Origin of the sequence: Azospira restricta (assembly GCF_016858125.1) — a bacterium.
Taxonomy (GTDB): Bacteria; Pseudomonadota; Gammaproteobacteria; order Burkholderiales; family Rhodocyclaceae; genus Proximibacter; species Proximibacter restrictus.
Window position 1 is genome coordinate 3,934,022 of sequence record NZ_CP064781.1, and the last position, 15,173, is coordinate 3,949,194.

The 15,173-nt window shown below is 69.9% G+C and carries 16 protein-coding genes; 7 read left to right on the forward strand and 9 right to left on the reverse strand.

Annotated features, from left to right (window positions below; genetic code table 11):
- Positions 1–47 precede the first annotated feature (47 nt).
- The gene (locus IWH25_RS18760; RefSeq protein WP_203387279.1) at positions 48–641 is read left to right on the forward strand and encodes a phosphoheptose isomerase; all 594 of its coding nucleotides are present in this window, start codon (positions 48–50) and stop codon (positions 639–641) included.
- Entirely contained in the window at positions 638–1,288 is a 651-nt protein-coding gene (locus IWH25_RS18765) for a BON domain-containing protein (RefSeq protein WP_203387280.1), read from the forward strand. The genes IWH25_RS18760 and IWH25_RS18765 overlap by 4 nt, the downstream gene beginning before the upstream one ends.
- A gap of 54 nt (positions 1,289–1,342) precedes the next feature.
- On the opposite strand, the gene IWH25_RS18770 is transcribed toward IWH25_RS18765, so the two are convergent.
- The 5 genes from IWH25_RS18770 to IWH25_RS18790 form a co-directional block, all read right to left on the reverse strand.
- Positions 1,343–2,215, reverse strand: a complete 873-nt coding sequence (locus tag IWH25_RS18770; RefSeq protein ID WP_203387281.1) for a fumarylacetoacetate hydrolase family protein — start codon at positions 2,213–2,215, stop codon at positions 1,343–1,345.
- A 24-nt stretch (positions 2,216–2,239) separates the two neighbouring features.
- Positions 2,240–2,623 (reverse strand): tautomerase family protein, encoded by a 384-nt coding sequence (locus IWH25_RS18775; protein ID WP_203387282.1) that lies wholly within the window; start codon positions 2,621–2,623, stop codon positions 2,240–2,242.
- A 74-nt stretch (positions 2,624–2,697) separates the two neighbouring features.
- Positions 2,698–3,162: a RidA family protein gene (locus tag IWH25_RS18780; protein ID WP_203387283.1), complete on the reverse strand. Its 465-nt coding sequence runs from the start codon at positions 3,160–3,162 to the stop codon at positions 2,698–2,700.
- Between the two features lie 36 nt (positions 3,163–3,198).
- Positions 3,199–4,197, reverse strand: coding sequence for an LLM class oxidoreductase (locus IWH25_RS18785; protein WP_238998956.1), 999 nt, complete (start codon positions 4,195–4,197; stop codon positions 3,199–3,201).
- Positions 4,198–4,214: 17 nt separating this feature from the next.
- Positions 4,215–4,928, reverse strand: coding sequence for an NADPH-dependent F420 reductase (locus IWH25_RS18790; RefSeq protein ID WP_203387284.1), 714 nt, complete (start codon positions 4,926–4,928; stop codon positions 4,215–4,217).
- Positions 4,929–5,074: 146 nt separating this feature from the next.
- On the opposite strand from IWH25_RS18790, the gene gcvA reads away from it, so the two are divergent.
- On the forward strand, positions 5,075–5,998 hold the full coding sequence (gene gcvA / locus IWH25_RS18795; RefSeq protein WP_203387285.1) for a transcriptional regulator GcvA: 924 nt from the start codon (positions 5,075–5,077) through the stop codon (positions 5,996–5,998).
- 42 nt (positions 5,999–6,040) lie between these two features.
- On the opposite strand, the gene IWH25_RS18800 is transcribed toward gcvA, so the two are convergent.
- Positions 6,041–6,607 (reverse strand): glutathione peroxidase, encoded by a 567-nt coding sequence (locus IWH25_RS18800; protein WP_203387286.1) that lies wholly within the window; start codon positions 6,605–6,607, stop codon positions 6,041–6,043.
- A 106-nt stretch (positions 6,608–6,713) separates the two neighbouring features.
- On the opposite strand from IWH25_RS18800, the gene rfaE2 reads away from it, so the two are divergent.
- The gene (gene rfaE2 / locus IWH25_RS18805) at positions 6,714–7,205 is read left to right on the forward strand and encodes a D-glycero-beta-D-manno-heptose 1-phosphate adenylyltransferase (protein ID WP_203387287.1); all 492 of its coding nucleotides are present in this window, start codon (positions 6,714–6,716) and stop codon (positions 7,203–7,205) included.
- A gap of 59 nt (positions 7,206–7,264) precedes the next feature.
- Positions 7,265–7,915 (forward strand): SRPBCC family protein, encoded by a 651-nt coding sequence (locus tag IWH25_RS18810; RefSeq protein WP_203387288.1) that lies wholly within the window; start codon positions 7,265–7,267, stop codon positions 7,913–7,915.
- Positions 7,916–8,016: 101 nt separating this feature from the next.
- Here IWH25_RS18810 and IWH25_RS18815 read toward each other — a convergent pair whose 3' ends face one another.
- Positions 8,017–9,897, reverse strand: a complete 1,881-nt coding sequence (locus IWH25_RS18815; RefSeq protein ID WP_203387289.1) for a potassium transporter Kup — start codon at positions 9,895–9,897, stop codon at positions 8,017–8,019.
- A 312-nt stretch (positions 9,898–10,209) separates the two neighbouring features.
- Between IWH25_RS18815 and IWH25_RS18820 the strand changes: the two genes are divergently transcribed.
- Together IWH25_RS18820 and IWH25_RS18825 are read left to right on the forward strand one after the other, a co-directional pair.
- A complete protein-coding gene (locus tag IWH25_RS18820; RefSeq protein WP_203387290.1) occupies positions 10,210–11,910 on the forward strand; it encodes a diguanylate cyclase in 1,701 nt (566 codons plus the stop codon).
- On the forward strand, positions 11,907–13,619 hold the full coding sequence (locus IWH25_RS18825) for a sensor domain-containing diguanylate cyclase (RefSeq protein ID WP_203387291.1): 1,713 nt from the start codon (positions 11,907–11,909) through the stop codon (positions 13,617–13,619). Before IWH25_RS18820 ends, IWH25_RS18825 begins: the two co-directional genes overlap by 4 nt.
- Positions 13,620–13,640: 21 nt before the next feature.
- Here IWH25_RS18825 and IWH25_RS18830 read toward each other — a convergent pair whose 3' ends face one another.
- Together IWH25_RS18830 and IWH25_RS18835 are read right to left on the reverse strand one after the other, a co-directional pair.
- On the reverse strand, positions 13,641–14,543 hold the full coding sequence (locus IWH25_RS18830) for an ethylbenzene dehydrogenase-related protein (protein WP_238998957.1): 903 nt from the start codon (positions 14,541–14,543) through the stop codon (positions 13,641–13,643).
- The gene (locus IWH25_RS18835; protein WP_203387292.1) at positions 14,540–14,998 is read right to left on the reverse strand and encodes a cupredoxin domain-containing protein; all 459 of its coding nucleotides are present in this window, start codon (positions 14,996–14,998) and stop codon (positions 14,540–14,542) included. Before IWH25_RS18835 ends, IWH25_RS18830 begins: the two co-directional genes overlap by 4 nt.
- Positions 14,999–15,173: the final 175 nt, after the last annotated feature.

Sequence of the window (15,173 nt, forward strand, 5' to 3'; positions counted from 1 at the left end):
CGGCCGCACTTCAGCCACCGTTTTCAGCCTTTTCAGCCCGATCCCGCATGGACCTCATCGAACGCATCAGCCAGCAGTTCCAGGACAGCGCCCAGACCAAGCTCGAGGCGATGGAATTCCTCGCCGCCCCTCTTGCCGACGCCGTGCAGACGATGGTCGCCTGCCTGGTCAACAACGGCAAGATCCTCGCCTGCGGCAACGGCGGCTCGGCCGCCGACGCGCAGCACTTCGCCGCCGAGCTGGTCGGCCGCTTCGAGGCCGAACGCCAGGAACTCGCCGCGATCGCGCTGACCACCGACAGCTCGATCCTGACCGCGATCGCCAACGACTACAGCTACAACGTCGTCTTCGCCAAGCAGGTGCGCGCGCTCGGCCAGCCCGGCGACGTGCTGCTGGCGATCTCGACCTCGGGCAACTCGGCGAACGTGATCGAGGCGATCCGCGCCGCGCACGACAACGACCTCACCGTCGTCGCGCTGACCGGCAAGGGCGGCGGCCAGATCGGCCAGCTGCTGCGCGAGGGCGACATCCACCTCTGCGTGCCGGCCGAGCGCACTGCGCGCATCCAGGAAACCCACCTCCTCGCCATCCACTGCCTGTGCGATGGCATCGACTGTCTGCTGCTGGGAGTTGACGAATGATGAAACGCACGCTGATCGCCGCCCTGCTCGCCGCGCTGCTCGCGCCGGCCCTTTCCGGCTGCGTCGCCGCCGTCGCCACCGGTGCCACCGCCGGCGCGCTGGCGGTGATCGACCGCCGCAGCTTCGGCACGCAGACCGACGACGAGGGCATCGAGTGGAAGATCCTCGGCAACCTGATGAACAAGTACGGCGACAAGGTGCACGTCAACCAGACCAGCTACAACCGCAAGGTGCTGCTCACCGGCGAGGTGCCGGACGAGCAGACGAAGGGCGAGATCGAGCGCCTGGTACGCGGCATCGCCGGCGTCCAGGACGTCTGGAACGAGCTGCAGGTCGGCCCGGCGCGCTCGTTCCAGGACCGCAGCAACGACGCCTTCATCACCTCCAAGGTCAAGGGCCGCTTCGTCGACGGCGGCAAGTTCCGCGCCAACCTGGTCAAGGTCGTCACCGAGGCCGGCACGGTGCACCTGCTCGGCCTGGTCACCCGCGCCGAGGCCGACGCCGCGATCGAGATCGCGCGCACCACCAGCGGCGTGAAGAAGGTCGTGAACCTGATGGAGGTCATCCCCCCGGAGAAGGCGAAGTCGCTCGACGTGCCGCCGCCGGGCAGCGGCGGCACGCAGCAGCCGGCGCCGGTGCAGAACTGACCCCCGCCCGGCGGCGGCGCGCGCAGCGCTGCGCGGGCCGCCGCCGCTGCCGCCTCAGGCGAGGCGGTTCTCCAGTACGCCGATCCCCTCGACCTCGATCCGCATGCGGTCGCCGGCGGCGAGGAAGCGCGGCGGCGTGAAGCCGATGCCGACGCCGGCCGGCGTGCCGGTGGCGATCACGTCCCCGGGATGCAGCTCGATGCCGGCCGACAGCGTTTCGATCAGCGCCGGGATGTCGAAGATAAGGTCGGCAGTCGACGCGTCCTGGCGCAGTTCGTCGTTGATCCAGCAGCGCACGCGCAGGCGGCTGCCGTCGACCTCGTCGGCGGTGACGATCCACGGCCCCATCGGGCAGAAGGTGTCGAGCGACTTGCCGAGGAACCACTGGCGGTGCTGCCGCTGCAGGTCGCGCGCGGTGACGTCGTTTACGATCGTGTAGCCCCACACGTGCGCCATCGCGTCGGCGCGCCGGATGTGGTGTCCGCCCCGGCCGATCACGACCGCCAACTCGGCCTCGTAGTCCAGCTCGCGCGTCACGCCGGGATGGCAGGACACCGCCCCGCCGGGGCCGACGATCGTGCTCGGAGGCTTGGAGAAGAACACCGGCGCCGGCGGCGCCTCCTCGCCGGCCGCGGCGCTGGCGTCGAAGCCGGAGCGGCTGAACTCGCGCGCATGCTCGCGGTAGTTCTTGCCGACGCAGAACAGGTTGCGCCGCGGCACCAGCGGTGCCAGCAGCTGCGCCTCGGCCAGCGGCCGGCCGGCGCCGCGCGGCGCGAGCCGGCGGCGCAGCGTCGCGTACTGCGCGGCGAGTTCGGCCATGTCGCCGGCGAAGCCGGCCAGCTCCGCCAGCGGCCAGTAGCGGCCGGCGGCGTCATCGACGACGGCGACAGTGACGCCGCGCGGCGTCGACAGGCGTGCGAACTTCATCCGTGCATCCTCCGCCGCACCGGCTCAACTCGCATACTGCGCGACGCCGTGGCCGAAGGACCAGTTCTCCTTGGCGACCTCGACCAGGTTGATGAACACGTCCTCGCCGCGGACCCCCAGTTCGCTGCCCAGCAGTTCGGCGACGCGGGCGTAGAAGGCCTTCTTCAGCTCGACCGTGCGGCCGGCGTTGAGCGTGACCTGGATGAAGATCACCCGATCGCTGCGCTTGATTCCCAGATACGACGGATCGTAGATCAGGCTGCCGGGCTCGCGCTCGGCGATCACCTGGAAGCGGTCGTTCTCCGGCACGTTCATGGTCTCGACCATCGCGCGGTACACCGCGCTGCCGAGACGGGCACGAAATTCGGGGGTGCTTCCCCGGTTCAGATCGATACGGACCAAGGGCATGGATAGCCTCCTTCAAAGGGACGGGAAAAAGACCGGCCCGCACGCGGGCCGGCGTCGAAACGGCCGCACGGGGCTCATGCGGCGTCGCCGAGAACGAAGCCGACGACCAGCTCGATCGGCGCGTCCTGCGGCAATTGGGGAACGGCGAAAACGGTGCGCGCATGGGCGCCGCGCTCGCCGAGGACATCGACGAACAGCTCCGAGGCGCCGTCGAGCACCCCCGGCTGGCCGAGGAAATCAGGCGCCGACGCGATGTAGCCGTCGACCCGCGTCAGCAGCACGCGCGCGTAGTCAGCCCCCAGCGCGCGGCGCAGCTGACCGAGCGCGTTCAGCGCGCACAGCGCCGCCGCCTCGCGCCCCTGCTCGGGGGAGAGGCCGGCGCCGACCTTGCCGCGATAGGCGAGAACGCCCTCCCGGTACGGAAACTGCCCCGAAACGAAACCGAGCTCGCCGCGCACGATCACCGCGCGATAGGCACCAAGGGGTACCGGCACCCGGTCGGGAATCCGGAAGCGTTCCCGGACGGCGTCTTGTGTCATCGAAATCTCCTTGTCGTGACGAAGTACGGTGGCGACTCAGGCCGCCGCTGCGATCGGCGCGAACGCCGGCAGGACGTGCTCGGCCAGCTCGTCGAGCACCGCCACCGCCGGCCGCCGGCCATATTTCAGGTTGAGCGCGACGTGATTGGCACCGGCGTCGCGCAGCGCCGCCAACAGCTCGACCAGCGGCCGCCGGCCGACCCGGTAGCCGAGGTGGATCGGCTGCGGCGGCAGCCCCGGGTCGTCGGCGAGGTCGAGGTAGAGCGACTGCGCGAAGGGCAGGAACTCGCCGGGGCGGACGCGCGCCGCGGTCTCCCGCCAGCCGGCGATCGTCCGCTGCTGCGCCTCCAGGCTGCGCGGATAGGTGACCCAGCCGTCGGCGTGCGCGGCGATCCAGTCGAGGCTCTGCCGGCTGTGGCCGGTGACCAGCAGCGGGATGCCGTCGGCGCGCGGCTTGGGCACCAGGTCGAGGCCGCGCAGCACGCCGTAGGCGCTGTCCACCGCCGGAAAGGATTCGCCGAGCAGCCGCCGCAGCACGTGCAGGTGCTCGCGGAACAGATCGCCGCGCGCCTCCAGTGCGCGGCCGAAGGCGGGAAACTCGCTCGGCCGGTCGCCGGAAGCGACGCCGAGCACCAATCGGCCGCCGCTCAGCCGGTCGACCGAGGCCGCCGCCTTGGCGGTATGCACCGGATGCCGGATCGGCAGCACGATGGCGCCGGTGGCGAGCGCGATGCGGCGCGTGCCGGCGGCGATGTAGCCGAGATAGACCCAGGGGTCGAAGACCTGGCCGACGTCGCCGAAGTCCGGGTCGCGCAGCGGCACGTCACGGAACCACAGCGCGCCGAAGCCGGCCTGCTCGGCGCGGCGGGCGAGCGCGACCTGGCCGCCCATGCTCGGCCGGTCGCCGGCGAAGGACTCGATCGGGAAGAACAGGCCGAGGCTCAGCCGGCCCGGCGCGAACATCTGCGCGAAGCCGGGGTTGTCGGTCGGCCGCTGCTGCCGGTTGCAGGTAAACATGTCGTCGGCCGCGTCCATCGTCGGCTCCCGGCTGTTCAGCGCGCGATCAGCGCGCCGATGCGGTCCTGCGCGCCGGGCGTCCACGGCTCGCCGAGCAGGCGCCAGTTCATGCGCGGGAAGTAGCGGTAGCGCAGCCCCAGTTCGCCCGACAGCAGCGTCATGCGCTCGACGGTGCGCGCGTTCTGCAGCGCGCCGGCGTCGATGTAGCGGAACGGCGTGCCCGCGGCGAACGCGAACAGCGCCTGCTTGGCCGCGTCGTCGTCGCCGACGACGAGGACGTCGCTGACGCCGCCGGCGAACTGCGGCTGGTCGAACACCTCCCACCAGACGTTCTTGAACGCGCCGACCACCCGCGCGCGCGGGAAGCGCTTCTGCAGCTCCTCGGCGCCGCTGGTGTTCCACGGCAGGATGAAGTCGGTATAGGTGTCGTTGAACGGGTTGGTGATGTCGATCAGGATCTTGCCGTCGAGCTGGGCGCGGTAGGCCTCGAGCAGGTCGAACAGGCCGTCGCGGATGAAGGCGGCGGGCAGCACCGCCGGCGCCGCCGCCGCGTCCTCGTAGCTGCCGGCGACGAGGCCGGGCAGCTGCAGGCCGTCGACGATGCGTGCGGCGCGCCGGCGGTCGCGCGAGCCGAGCACGACGCGGCGGCCGGCGCGGGCGAACATCGCGGCGAGGCGGACGCCCATGCGCCCGGTGCCGAGGATGCCGATCGATTGCGGGGTTGCGGAAGCGGGGGAAGAGGTCGTCATGGCAGTTTCCAATCCTTAGGTTTGTTCACTAAAATCGTTGATCTGGCCGCGCTGCGAAATACGCTGCGGTGATGCGAAATCTAGTCGTACATGGCGGTGCCGACAAACGAGGATTCGGCACATATATTTGTGAGGAAAACTAAATCATGAGATCGATGCCGCCGCTCAACGCGCTGCGCGCGTTCGAGGCCGCCGGCCGGCTGCTCAGCTTCAGCCAGGCGGCCGCAGAGCTGCACGTGACGCCGGCGGCGATCAGCCACCAGATCAAGGGACTGGAGGAATACCTCGGCGTGCCGCTGTTCCGCCGCACGACGCGGCGGCTGTTCCTGACCGAGCAGGGGGTGCTGGCGCTGGCGCATTTCCGCGACGGCTTCGACCGGCTGGCGAAGGGCGTCGAACTGCTGCGCTCGCGCGGCGAGCGCGGCGTGCTGACCGTCAGCACGACGCCGTCGTTCGCCGCCAAGTGGCTGGTGCCGCGGCTCGGCGGCTTCGCCCAGCAGTACCCGGAGATCGACCTGCGCATCGCCGCCGGCACCGCGCTGGTCGACTTCGACCGCGACCACGTCGACGCCGCGATCCGCTTCGGCCGCGGCCTCTATCCCCGCCTCGCCGCGTTCCGGCTGTTCGGCGAAGCGCTGACGCCGATGCTCAACCGCAAGCTGCTCGGCCGCCGACGGACGCTGAAGGACCCCGCCGAGCTGGCCGCGCTGCCGCTGCTGCACGACGATTCGCTGCGCATGATCGGGCGCATGCCGGGCTGGGCGGAATGGTTCAGGCTCGCCGGCGTGGACGGCGCCGACACCTCGCGCGGTACGCACTTCGACGACGGCCACCTGGTCCTGCAGGCCGCCGCCGAGGGCCGCGGCGTCGCCCTCGGGCGGGTCGTGCTGGCCGCCGGCGAACTGGCCTCCGGTGGCCTGCTGGCGCCGTTCGCGCAGCGCATCGCGCTCGACATCGGCTACCACCTGGTGGTGCCGGAAACGCGCGCCGAGCAGCCGATGATCGCTGCCTTCCGCCGCTGGATCGAGGAGGAGGCAGCCGCCTTCCGGGCGACGCTGCCCGGCGTCTGACACCGCGGGCTCAGGCGGCCCGGCGGTCGCCGCGCGCCGGCGTCAGCGGCGGGCGAGGAATTCCTCGATCTTCGCCAGCAGCTTCCTGTCGTCGGGGTCGGTGAAGCTCGAGTAGGCCACCACTTCCTTGCCGCTGCGGTCGATCAGGTACTTGTAGAAGTTCCACTTCGGCGTCGTTCCCGAGGCGGCGATCAGCTGCGCATAGAAGGGATTCTTCCGCTCGCCCTTGACCGTGGTCTTGGCGAACATCGGAAACTCGACGCCGTAGGTCAGCCGGCAGAACTCGGCGATTTCCTGGTTGCTGCCGGGCTCCTGCTCGCCGAAGTCGTTGGTCGGGAAGCCGACGACGACGAGGCCACGGTCCTTCAGCCGCGCGTAGAGCTTCTCCAGTCCGTCGTACTGCTTGGTGAAGCCGCAATAGCTGGCGGTATTCACCACCAGCAGGACCTTGCCCTGCCACGCGCAGAGCGACTGCGGCTGCTCGTCCTGCAGGCGCGGGAAGGTATGGTTGAGCAGGGCCGGACAGGCCGGGTCGGCAACGGCCGGGGCGAGCGGCGCGGCCAGGCCGGCGATGAGCAGCAGCGCGCGAAGCGGTCGGAACAGCAACATGGGTGGGCTCCTCCAGGGGTTCGCCGGGTTGGACCGCCGGCCGGCAATTTAGCTCCCCGCCGCCGGACGCAGTAGAATCGCCGTTCCCGAGCCAACGACACGCCGCATGACCGCCTACCCCGCCCCCGCCTTCGAAGCCAAGATCTGCCCGCCGGAGCGCCTCGCCGAGGCGGTCGCCCGCCTGCCGCGGCCGCTGGTGTTCACCAACGGCTGCTTCGACATCCTGCACCGCGGCCACGCCACCTACCTGGCGCAGGCGCGCGCGCTCGGCGCCGCGCTGGTCGTCGCGCTGAACAGCGACGCGTCGGTGAAACGGCTGGGCAAGGGCGACGACCGCCCGGTGAACGCGCTGGAGGACCGGCTGGCGGTGATGGCGTCCCTCGGCTGCGTGGACCTGGTGACCTGGTTCGACGAGGACACGCCGCTCGCACGCATCCTCGACTGCCGCCCGGACGTGCTGGTCAAGGGCGGCGACTGGCCGGTGGCGCGCATCGTCGGCGCGCCGGAGGTGCTGGGCTGGGGCGGCCGCGTGCATTCGATCCCGTTCATCCACGAGAAATCGACGACGGCGCTGCTGGAGAAGATCCGCCGGCTGTAGCCGGGCGCCGTCCCGCGCGCCTTCAGGGCGGCGTCAGGAAAGGCGCGCAGACTGTCCCGGTGACGACCCGTCTGCGCCGCCTCGCCCTCGCCCTCCCGCTGCTGCTGGCGACCGCCGCCTTCTCGCCGGCGCCGGCGGAGGGGCCGGCGCAGCCGCCGCCGGGCGGCATCGACGACATCCGCGTCAGCCGTCGCGGCGACCTCTTCCGCATCGAGGTCGACCTGCACACCGCCGCCCCGCCGGCGATCGCCTGGGAGGTGCTGACCGACTTCGAGCGCATGGCGAGCTTCATCCCCAACCTCGAACGCAGCCGGGTCGTCGCGCGCGACGGCCGGCAGCTGCGCGTCGAGCAGCAGGGGCGCGCGTGGTTCGGACCGTTTTCGCTGACTTTCGGCTCGACGCGCGAGATCGAGCTGGTGCCGCAGCAGGAGATCCGCGCCCGCCAGCTGGCGGGGACGGCGCGCGCGCTGAACAGCACGATGCGGCTGCAGGCGGACGGCAGCGGCACCCGGCTCGAATACCGGGCGGAGGTGACGCCCGACGGCGGATTGCTGACCGCGTTGCTGGGGCCGGCGGCGATCCGCCACGAACTGGCCGAGCAGTTCGCCGCGATCCTCTGGGAGATCGCCCGCCGCGACGGGCTGGCGAAGGGGATCGCCGGGCGCTCCGGCGCACCGCCGTCAGACGGTGGTCAGCGGCCGCCGCTATAAAGGAGGGGTGATGCCCTCGCGAACCCCCGGCACTCTCCTCCAGACGGGTCCCGGCCCAAGGCCGCGCCAGGGTGTCACACCCCTCCCCCCGCCCCGCCGCATCAGAGCACGATCTGCGTGCCCAGTTCGACCACCCGGTTCGACGGAATCTTGAAGAAGGCGGTGGCGCTGCCGGCGTTGCGGAACATCGCGACGAACAGCTTCTCGCGCCACAGCGCCATCTCCGAGCCGAGGCGCGGGATCAGCGTCTCGCGGCCGAGGAAGAACGAGGTGTCCATCATCTCGACGGCGAGCCCGGCCTCGGCGCACAGGGACAGCGCCGCCGGGATGTCCGGCTCGTCCTTGAAGCCGTACTGGACGATCACGCGGTAGAAGTCGCCTTTCAGCTTGTGCACCTCGACGCGGTCGATCTCCGGCACGTAGGGCACGTCGTAGACCTGCACCGAGACGAGCACGACGCGCTCGTGCAGCACCTTGTTGTGCATCAGGTTGTGCATCAACGCATGCGGCACGCCGTTCGGGTCGGCGTTCATGAACACCGCGGTTCCCGGCACGCGCGTCGGCATACCGGCGAGCAGCGCATCGATGAAGGCGTCGAGATGGATCGCCTCGCCCTGCAGGCGGTCGTTGAGCAGCTGGCGGCCGCGCTTCCAGGTGGTCATCAGCACGAACACGGCGGCACCGGCGACCAGCGGGAACCAGCCGCCGTCGGGAATCTTCAGGATGTTGGCGGCGAGGAACACCAGCTCGACCGAGAGGAAGGCGGCGAACAGCGCGATCGCCTTGTTCCAGCCCCAGCCCCAGACCTTGGCGACGACTACGGTGGCCAGCAGCGAGGTGATCACCATGTCGCCGGTGACGGCGATGCCGTAGGCGGCGGCAAGGTTGTTCGACGACTTGAAGCCGAGCACCAGGATCGCCACTGCGAGCAGCAGCCCCCAGTTCACCGCCGGCAGGTAGATCTGTCCCTGTTCCTTCTCCGAGGTGTGCTGAATTTCCATGCGCGGCATGAAGCCGAGCTGCATCGCCTGGCGCGAGATCGAGAAGGCGCCCGAGATCACCGCCTGCGAGGCGATGATCGTCGCCGCCGTCGCCAGCACGACCAGCGGCACCAGCGCCCAGCCCGGCGCCGACAGGTAGAACGGATTCGACACCGCTTCCGGGTTGGCCAGGATCAGCGCCCCCTGGCCGAAGTAGTTGAGCACCAGCGCGGGCAGCACGAGGCCGTACCACGCGAGCTGGATCGGCTTGCGCCCGAAGTGCCCCATGTCGGCGTAGAGCGCCTCGGCGCCGGTTACCGCGAGCACCACGCTGCCCATCGCCACCAGTGCCATGGCCTTGTTGGCGAAGATGAAGCCGAGCGCGTAGAGCGGGTTCAGCGCCAGCAGCACATGCGGGTTATCGGCGATGTTGTAGAGGCCGAGACCGGCCAGCGTCGCGAACCAGACGATCATGACCGGCCCGAACATCCCGCCGACGCGCGCGGTGCCGCGCTTCTGCATGGCGAACAGCGCGACCAGCACGAGCAGCGTCACCGGGATGATGAAGGGATGCAGGTCGGGGGCGATGATCTCCAGCCCCTCGACCGCGGACAGCACCGAGATCGCCGGCGTGATCATGCCGTCGCCGTAGAACATCGCGGCACCGAGGATGCCGATGATCGAGATGATCTTCAGCCGCCGCGGGTTGCCCTGCGCGTCGTGCAGCGCCAGCGCGATCAGCGCCATGATGCCGCCCTCGCCGCGGTTGTCGGCGCGCGTGATGATCATCACGTACTTCAGCGAGACGACGACGATCAGCGCCCAGAAGAACGCCGACAGGCTGCCGAGCACGTTGTCGTCGGTGAGCGGGATCGGGTGGTTGCCGGCGAAGACTTCCTTCATCGCATAGAGCGGGCTGGTGCCGATGTCGCCATAGACGATGCCGAGAGCCGCCAGCGCCAGCACGGGAACGGCGGTCTGTGCGGGAGAATGGGTTGACATGGGAAACGCGGTTCTGCCGGCGGCCGCTCAGGCGGCGCGGCGCACGGCGGCGGCCGGCACGGCAAGGGGACTGCTGCTGGGACTGTTCACTCGACTACCTCCGCCCTTGTCTGGGTCTGTTTTGTTGCGCTGCGGCAATTCTGCATCAAATCGCGTCCGAGGTGGACCCCCGCCGCCGGCGGGCGGCAAAACCCGACATATGCACTGGCAGCGCGCAGGCATTCCTTTTAGTATGTGCGGATTGTCGCCGCTCCGGTCCGCCGGCCCGGCATTTCCCGACCTGCCGAGCGCCGCCGCCCCCGACACGAGCCGATGCAACTGACGCGAATCCGCCACAAGATGCTGGCCGTCGTCGGGCTCACCGCCGCGCTCGGTTTCGTCACCTCCGCCTACTATTACGTCTCGCACCAGGAACAGGCGCTGCTCGCGCAGAACGAACAGACCATGGTGCGCCTCGCCGAAAGCGTCAGCCAGGGCCTGCAGAGCGTGATGCTGGCGGGCTCCGCGGACATCGCGCAGGCCTTCGCCGACAACCTGAAGAAGATCGCCGAAGTCTCCGAGTTCCGCATCATGCGCAGCAACGGCGAGGAAGCCTTCCGCGACAACGCGACCATCGACGACGTCAACCGGCGGCGCGGCGAGGAGCTGTTCTGGCCGCGCGACGAGGAAAAACGCGTGCCGATCCTGACCGCCGACGACGCCCGGCTGCAGCAGGTAGTGAACACGCGACAGCCGCTGATGCTCTACGACCGCGCCAACCCCGAACGCTCGACGCTGACCTTCATGCTGCCGGTACCCAACGCCGAGCAGTGCTACAAGTGCCACGGCAGCAAGAGCCCGGTGCGCGGCGTGGTGATGCTCACCACCTCGCTCGCGCGCGTCGAGCGCGACATCCTGAAGACCCGCCAGAACGTGGTCGTGCTGCTCGGCGGCGCGCTGATGCTGACCATGCTGCTCACCGGCTACACGCTGGGGCGCGCGGTGATCCGCCCGATCGAGAAGGCGCGCACGGCGATGGCCGCGGTCTCCGGCGGCGACCTCGAATCGCAGATGAAGATCGGCAGCAGCGACGAGATCGGGCAGATGGCGTCCTCCTTCAACCTGATGACCGACGAGCTGCGCCGCACCTACGCCGGCCTGCGCCGCGAGCAGGCCAAGCTGACGACGATCATCCAGAGCTCCGCCGAAGGCATCGTCGTCACCGACAGCGAGGACCGCATCGTGCTGGTCAATCCGGCGGCGGCGACGCTGCTCGGCAAATCCGAGGCCGACATCGTCCGCGAAGGCTTCCTCGGCCTCTTCGACGCACCGGAGGAGATCGTCGCCTGGCTCTCCGCCGGCGACCACTCCGGGCCGCACATGAAGATGCACGGCGACCGCCACCTGCGCGTCTTCGTGAACACCATCCGCCACAGCGACGGCGCCCTGCTCGGCACGGTCGCACAGATCCGCGACATGACCGAGGAACTGCAGCTGGAAGGCGAGCTGCGCCGGCTGTCGACGACCGACGGCCTGACCGGCCTCTATAACCGGCGCCACCTCGAGAACACGCTGCGCAGCGAGCTCGACCGCGCCCGCCGCACGCGGCAACCGCTGGCGATCGTGATGTTCGACGTCGACCACTTCAAGCGCTTCAACGACACGCACGGCCACGACCAGGGCGACCGCGTGCTGCAGGCGGTGGCCGCAGCAATGCGCGCCGGCCTGCGCGGCACCGACGTTCCCTGCCGCTACGGCGGCGAGGAGTTCCTCGGCATCCTGCCGGCCACCCCGCTGGCGGCCGCCGCCGAGCTCGCCGAAGGGCTGCGCACCGCGGTCGAGGCGATGGAAGTCGACGGCCTGCGGGTGACGATCAGCCTCGGCGTCGCCGCCCTGCCCGAGATCGACACGGCCATCCCGGACACGCTGATCGCCGCCGCCGACGCGGCGCTCTACCGCGCCAAGGAAGGCGGCCGCAACCGCGTCGCGATCGCCGGCACATCGGCCGCCGACGGCAGCGGAGGACCGGCATGACCATCCGCCGCCTGCGCCACAAGGTGCCGATCCTGCTGATGCTGACGCTGTCGCTGGGCTTCACCGCGACCGCGTTCTACTACATGGCGTCGGCGGAGCGCGCGATCCGTGCCGAGAACGAGCGCTCGCTGCACAAGCTGACCGAGTCGATCGTCACCGTCATCAACACGGTGATGCTCGACGACCACGCCGAGATCATGCGCGAATACACCCAGCGCATGCGCTCGGTCGAGGGCCTGGCCGACTTCCGCATCCTGCGCCGCGACGGCAGCGAGGCCTTCGTCGACAACCGCACGATCGACGCGGTCAACGCCACGCTCGGCGAGGAGGCCTTCGCGCGCCGGCGCAGCAGCCAAACCAATCCGCCGCTGCTCGATCCGGCACAGCCGGCCTTCGCCCGTGCGCTCGGCGGCGAGGAAGCGGTGAGCGAAATCGAAAGCGGCCGGGACGGCGAACGGATGCTGCGCTTCTTCGACCCGATCGCCACCTCGCCCAAGTGCTTCCGCTGCCACGGCCGCGCCGGCGAGCCGCGCGGCGTGGTCATGGTCGCCACCTCGCTGGCGGCGATGGAGCGCAGCGTCCAGCAGGTCCGCTTCGAATCGTTCTCGCTGCTCGCGCTGACGCTGGTGGCGACGATGCTGCTCACCGGCTACATGCTCGGCCGCACCATCGTCCGCCCGATCGAGACGGTGACCGAGGCGCTCAGCCGCATTTCCTCCGGCGACTTCACGCACAACGTCGCGGTACAGGGCAACGACGAGATCGGCCACCTCGCCGCCGGCTTCAACGCGATGACCAGCGAGCTGCGCTCGACCTACGACCACATGCAGCGCGAGGGCGACAAGCTGCGCACGATCGTCGAGGGCGCGCAGACCGCGGTGATCGCCACCGACGCCAGCGGTAAGGTGGTGATCGTCAACCAGGCGGCGACCGAGTACCTCGGCAAGAGCGCCGAGCAGATCGTCGCCGGCGGCATCGAGAACGTCTTCGACAACCCGGCGACGATGCAGCACCTGCTCGCCCAGGACGACCAGTGGGAGAAGCCGCCGGAGCGCACCGTCACCTACAACGGCCGCGTCTTCCTGGTGTCGGCGGCGACGATCAGCGACGAGGAGGGCGCCGTGCTCGGCTCGGCGGCGCTGCTGCAGGACGTCACCGAGGAGAAGCGCCTGCTCGACGAGCTGCGCCGGCTGTCGACCACCGACGCGCTGACCGGCCTCTACAACCGCCGCCACCTCGACAACACGCTGAAGCGCGAGGTCGAGCGCAGCAAGCTGTCGCAGGTGCCGCTGTCGGTGGTGCTGTTCGACGTCGACCACTTCAAGCGCTTCAACGACGAGCACGGCCACGACCAGGGCGACCGCGTGCTGCAAGCGGTCGGCCAGTGGATGCACCAGGTCACGCGCCAGTACGACACGCCGTGCCGCTACGGCGGCGAGGAGTTCGTGCTGATCCTGCCGGCGACGACGACGGAGACGGCAGTCCTCGTCGCCGAACGGCTGCGCAAGCTGGTCGAGGCCTCGACCGTCGACGGCCTCGCCGTCACCATCAGCCTCGGTGTCGCCAGCACCACCAGCCCCGGCCTGATCGCCCCGGAAGCACTGATCGAGGCCGCCGACAGCGCGCTCTACCGCTCCAAGCACGGCGGCCGCAACCGCACCACGGCCTACGGCGAGACCGGGGCAGCAGCGGACTCGGCGCCGGCCTGAGCGGCGGCGCCGCGGAGCGCCTCAGCGCAGCGCGGAAAAGTCGAAGAGCAGCGGCTCGGAAACGCTCTTGTGCTCGTCGCCGGCGCGGTTGAAGACGGCGATCTGGCCGGTGACCTTGCCGCCGGCCGCGAAGGCGCGGTCGTCGGCGTTGCCGGTGTCGAGCTTGCGCGCCAGTTCGAGCTGCCAGAAGCCGCCCTTCCAGCCGCCCTTGGCCTGCACGTCGGCGCTGCTGCCGGCGGCCTTCGCGTTCAGTTCGACCGATTCGATGCGCTCGGCGCCCTGCGTCTTCGGCGGCCGCACCGCCTTGTACAGCGGGTCGCCGGCATCGCGGTGCTTCTTGATGTAGACGGTGCCGACGCCCTGCACCGCGTACTCGGCGGCGTTGTCGATGCTGCGCGTCGAGATCTCGTGCACCATGTCCTCGGCCAGCCCGAGCGCGTTCGAGCGGCCGGCCGACCACAGCCAGACGTCGACGCGGTAGCCGTTGCCGGACAGCATGCTGCGGTCGAAGTCGCCGTCGAGGTGCCAGCGCAGCGCGAACATGTCGTCGCGCGCCTTGCCCTCGACGTAGCGGCTGCCGGACCATTCCCAGCCGCGGTAGGCGGTGTCGGCTGCATCGTCCGGCCAGCGCGCGGCGACGAACAGGCGGCCACCGGCAACGCCAGCCTTGAGCTCGACGGTGATCGCGCCGGTGTGGTTGCGGTCCTCGCCGTCGAGGCCATACTTGGCGCGCTCGTTGGCCGCCACCGCCGGCTTCACCGGCACCTTGACCCAGCCGTCGCGCCCCCAGTCGTCGAGGTTGCCGTCGACCGCCGGCGCCTTCGCCAGCACCGCCACCGGCACCGCCTGCGGCGGGGCGGCGACGGCCGGCGCGGCTGCCAGCACCGCGGCCAGCGCGGAAAAATGCGGAAGCTTCGCCATCATTCGATGATCAGCTGGCCTTCCATGCCCTTCTCGCGATGGTCGTCGATCGTGCAATAGACCGGATAGCTGCCGGCCTTGACCGGAACGAAGTAGAGGTCGAGCTGACCGCCCTTCTTCAGCACCTCGAAGGCGGTGAAGTACGGCGCCTTGGCCTCCATCTGGCCGTTGACCATGATCTTGCGCCAGGCGACGGCGCGGTTGAACTCCGGCGAGGTGAAGTAGTGGTCCTTCTCGCCGACGTTCTTCAGCTGCACCTTGTAGGCCTTGCCCGCCTGGAAGCGGATATCCTCGGGCTGGTAATGGTGTTCCGACATCTCGACGGTGACCGTGGTCATCGCCTTCCAATCGGCCTTGTCGACGTAGTCCTTGGCGTTGTCGATGTAATCGGCGGCGAGGACGGGAAACGAAACACCGGCGGCCAGGCAGGCCAGCGCGGCAAGACGAGCGAACTTCATGAAGCACCTCCGGAAAGTGGCGCCTCTCCCTAGTTTTGTTGTCGGTTGTTTCTTGTTTTGTAGGCGCCATGATGCCTGCGCGCCGGCGCCCGGGCAAGCGCCGTCGGCGACGCCGTGCCAGCACCGCCGGCTCTTGGTACAGTGGCGTCTACGCGAACCGCCGCCGGAGTTCCCC

Bases quoted from the DNA above. Each gene is read 5' to 3' on its own strand.
- IWH25_RS18760 (WP_203387279.1), top strand. From the start codon at position 48: ATGGACCTCATCGAACGCATCAGCCAGCAGTTCCAGGACAGCGCCCAG.
- IWH25_RS18765 (WP_203387280.1), top strand. From the start codon at position 638: ATGATGAAACGCACGCTGATCGCCGCCCTGCTCGCCGCGCTGCTCGCG.
- IWH25_RS18770 (WP_203387281.1), bottom strand. From the start codon at position 2,215: ATGAAGTTCGCACGCCTGTCGACGCCGCGCGGCGTCACTGTCGCCGTC.
- IWH25_RS18775 (WP_203387282.1), bottom strand. From the start codon at position 2,623: ATGCCCTTGGTCCGTATCGATCTGAACCGGGGAAGCACCCCCGAATTT.
- IWH25_RS18780 (WP_203387283.1), bottom strand. From the start codon at position 3,162: ATGACACAAGACGCCGTCCGGGAACGCTTCCGGATTCCCGACCGGGTG.
- IWH25_RS18785 (WP_238998956.1), bottom strand. From the start codon at position 4,197: ATGGACGCGGCCGACGACATGTTTACCTGCAACCGGCAGCAGCGGCCG.
- IWH25_RS18790 (WP_203387284.1), bottom strand. From the start codon at position 4,928: ATGACGACCTCTTCCCCCGCTTCCGCAACCCCGCAATCGATCGGCATC.
- gcvA (WP_203387285.1), top strand. From the start codon at position 5,075: ATGAGATCGATGCCGCCGCTCAACGCGCTGCGCGCGTTCGAGGCCGCC.
- IWH25_RS18800 (WP_203387286.1), bottom strand. From the start codon at position 6,607: ATGTTGCTGTTCCGACCGCTTCGCGCGCTGCTGCTCATCGCCGGCCTG.
- rfaE2 (WP_203387287.1), top strand. From the start codon at position 6,714: ATGACCGCCTACCCCGCCCCCGCCTTCGAAGCCAAGATCTGCCCGCCG.
- IWH25_RS18815 (WP_203387289.1), bottom strand. From the start codon at position 9,897: ATGTCAACCCATTCTCCCGCACAGACCGCCGTTCCCGTGCTGGCGCTG.
- IWH25_RS18820 (WP_203387290.1), top strand. From the start codon at position 10,210: ATGCAACTGACGCGAATCCGCCACAAGATGCTGGCCGTCGTCGGGCTC.
- IWH25_RS18825 (WP_203387291.1), top strand. From the start codon at position 11,907: ATGACCATCCGCCGCCTGCGCCACAAGGTGCCGATCCTGCTGATGCTG.
- IWH25_RS18830 (WP_238998957.1), bottom strand. From the start codon at position 14,543: ATGATGGCGAAGCTTCCGCATTTTTCCGCGCTGGCCGCGGTGCTGGCA.
- IWH25_RS18835 (WP_203387292.1), bottom strand. From the start codon at position 14,998: ATGAAGTTCGCTCGTCTTGCCGCGCTGGCCTGCCTGGCCGCCGGTGTT.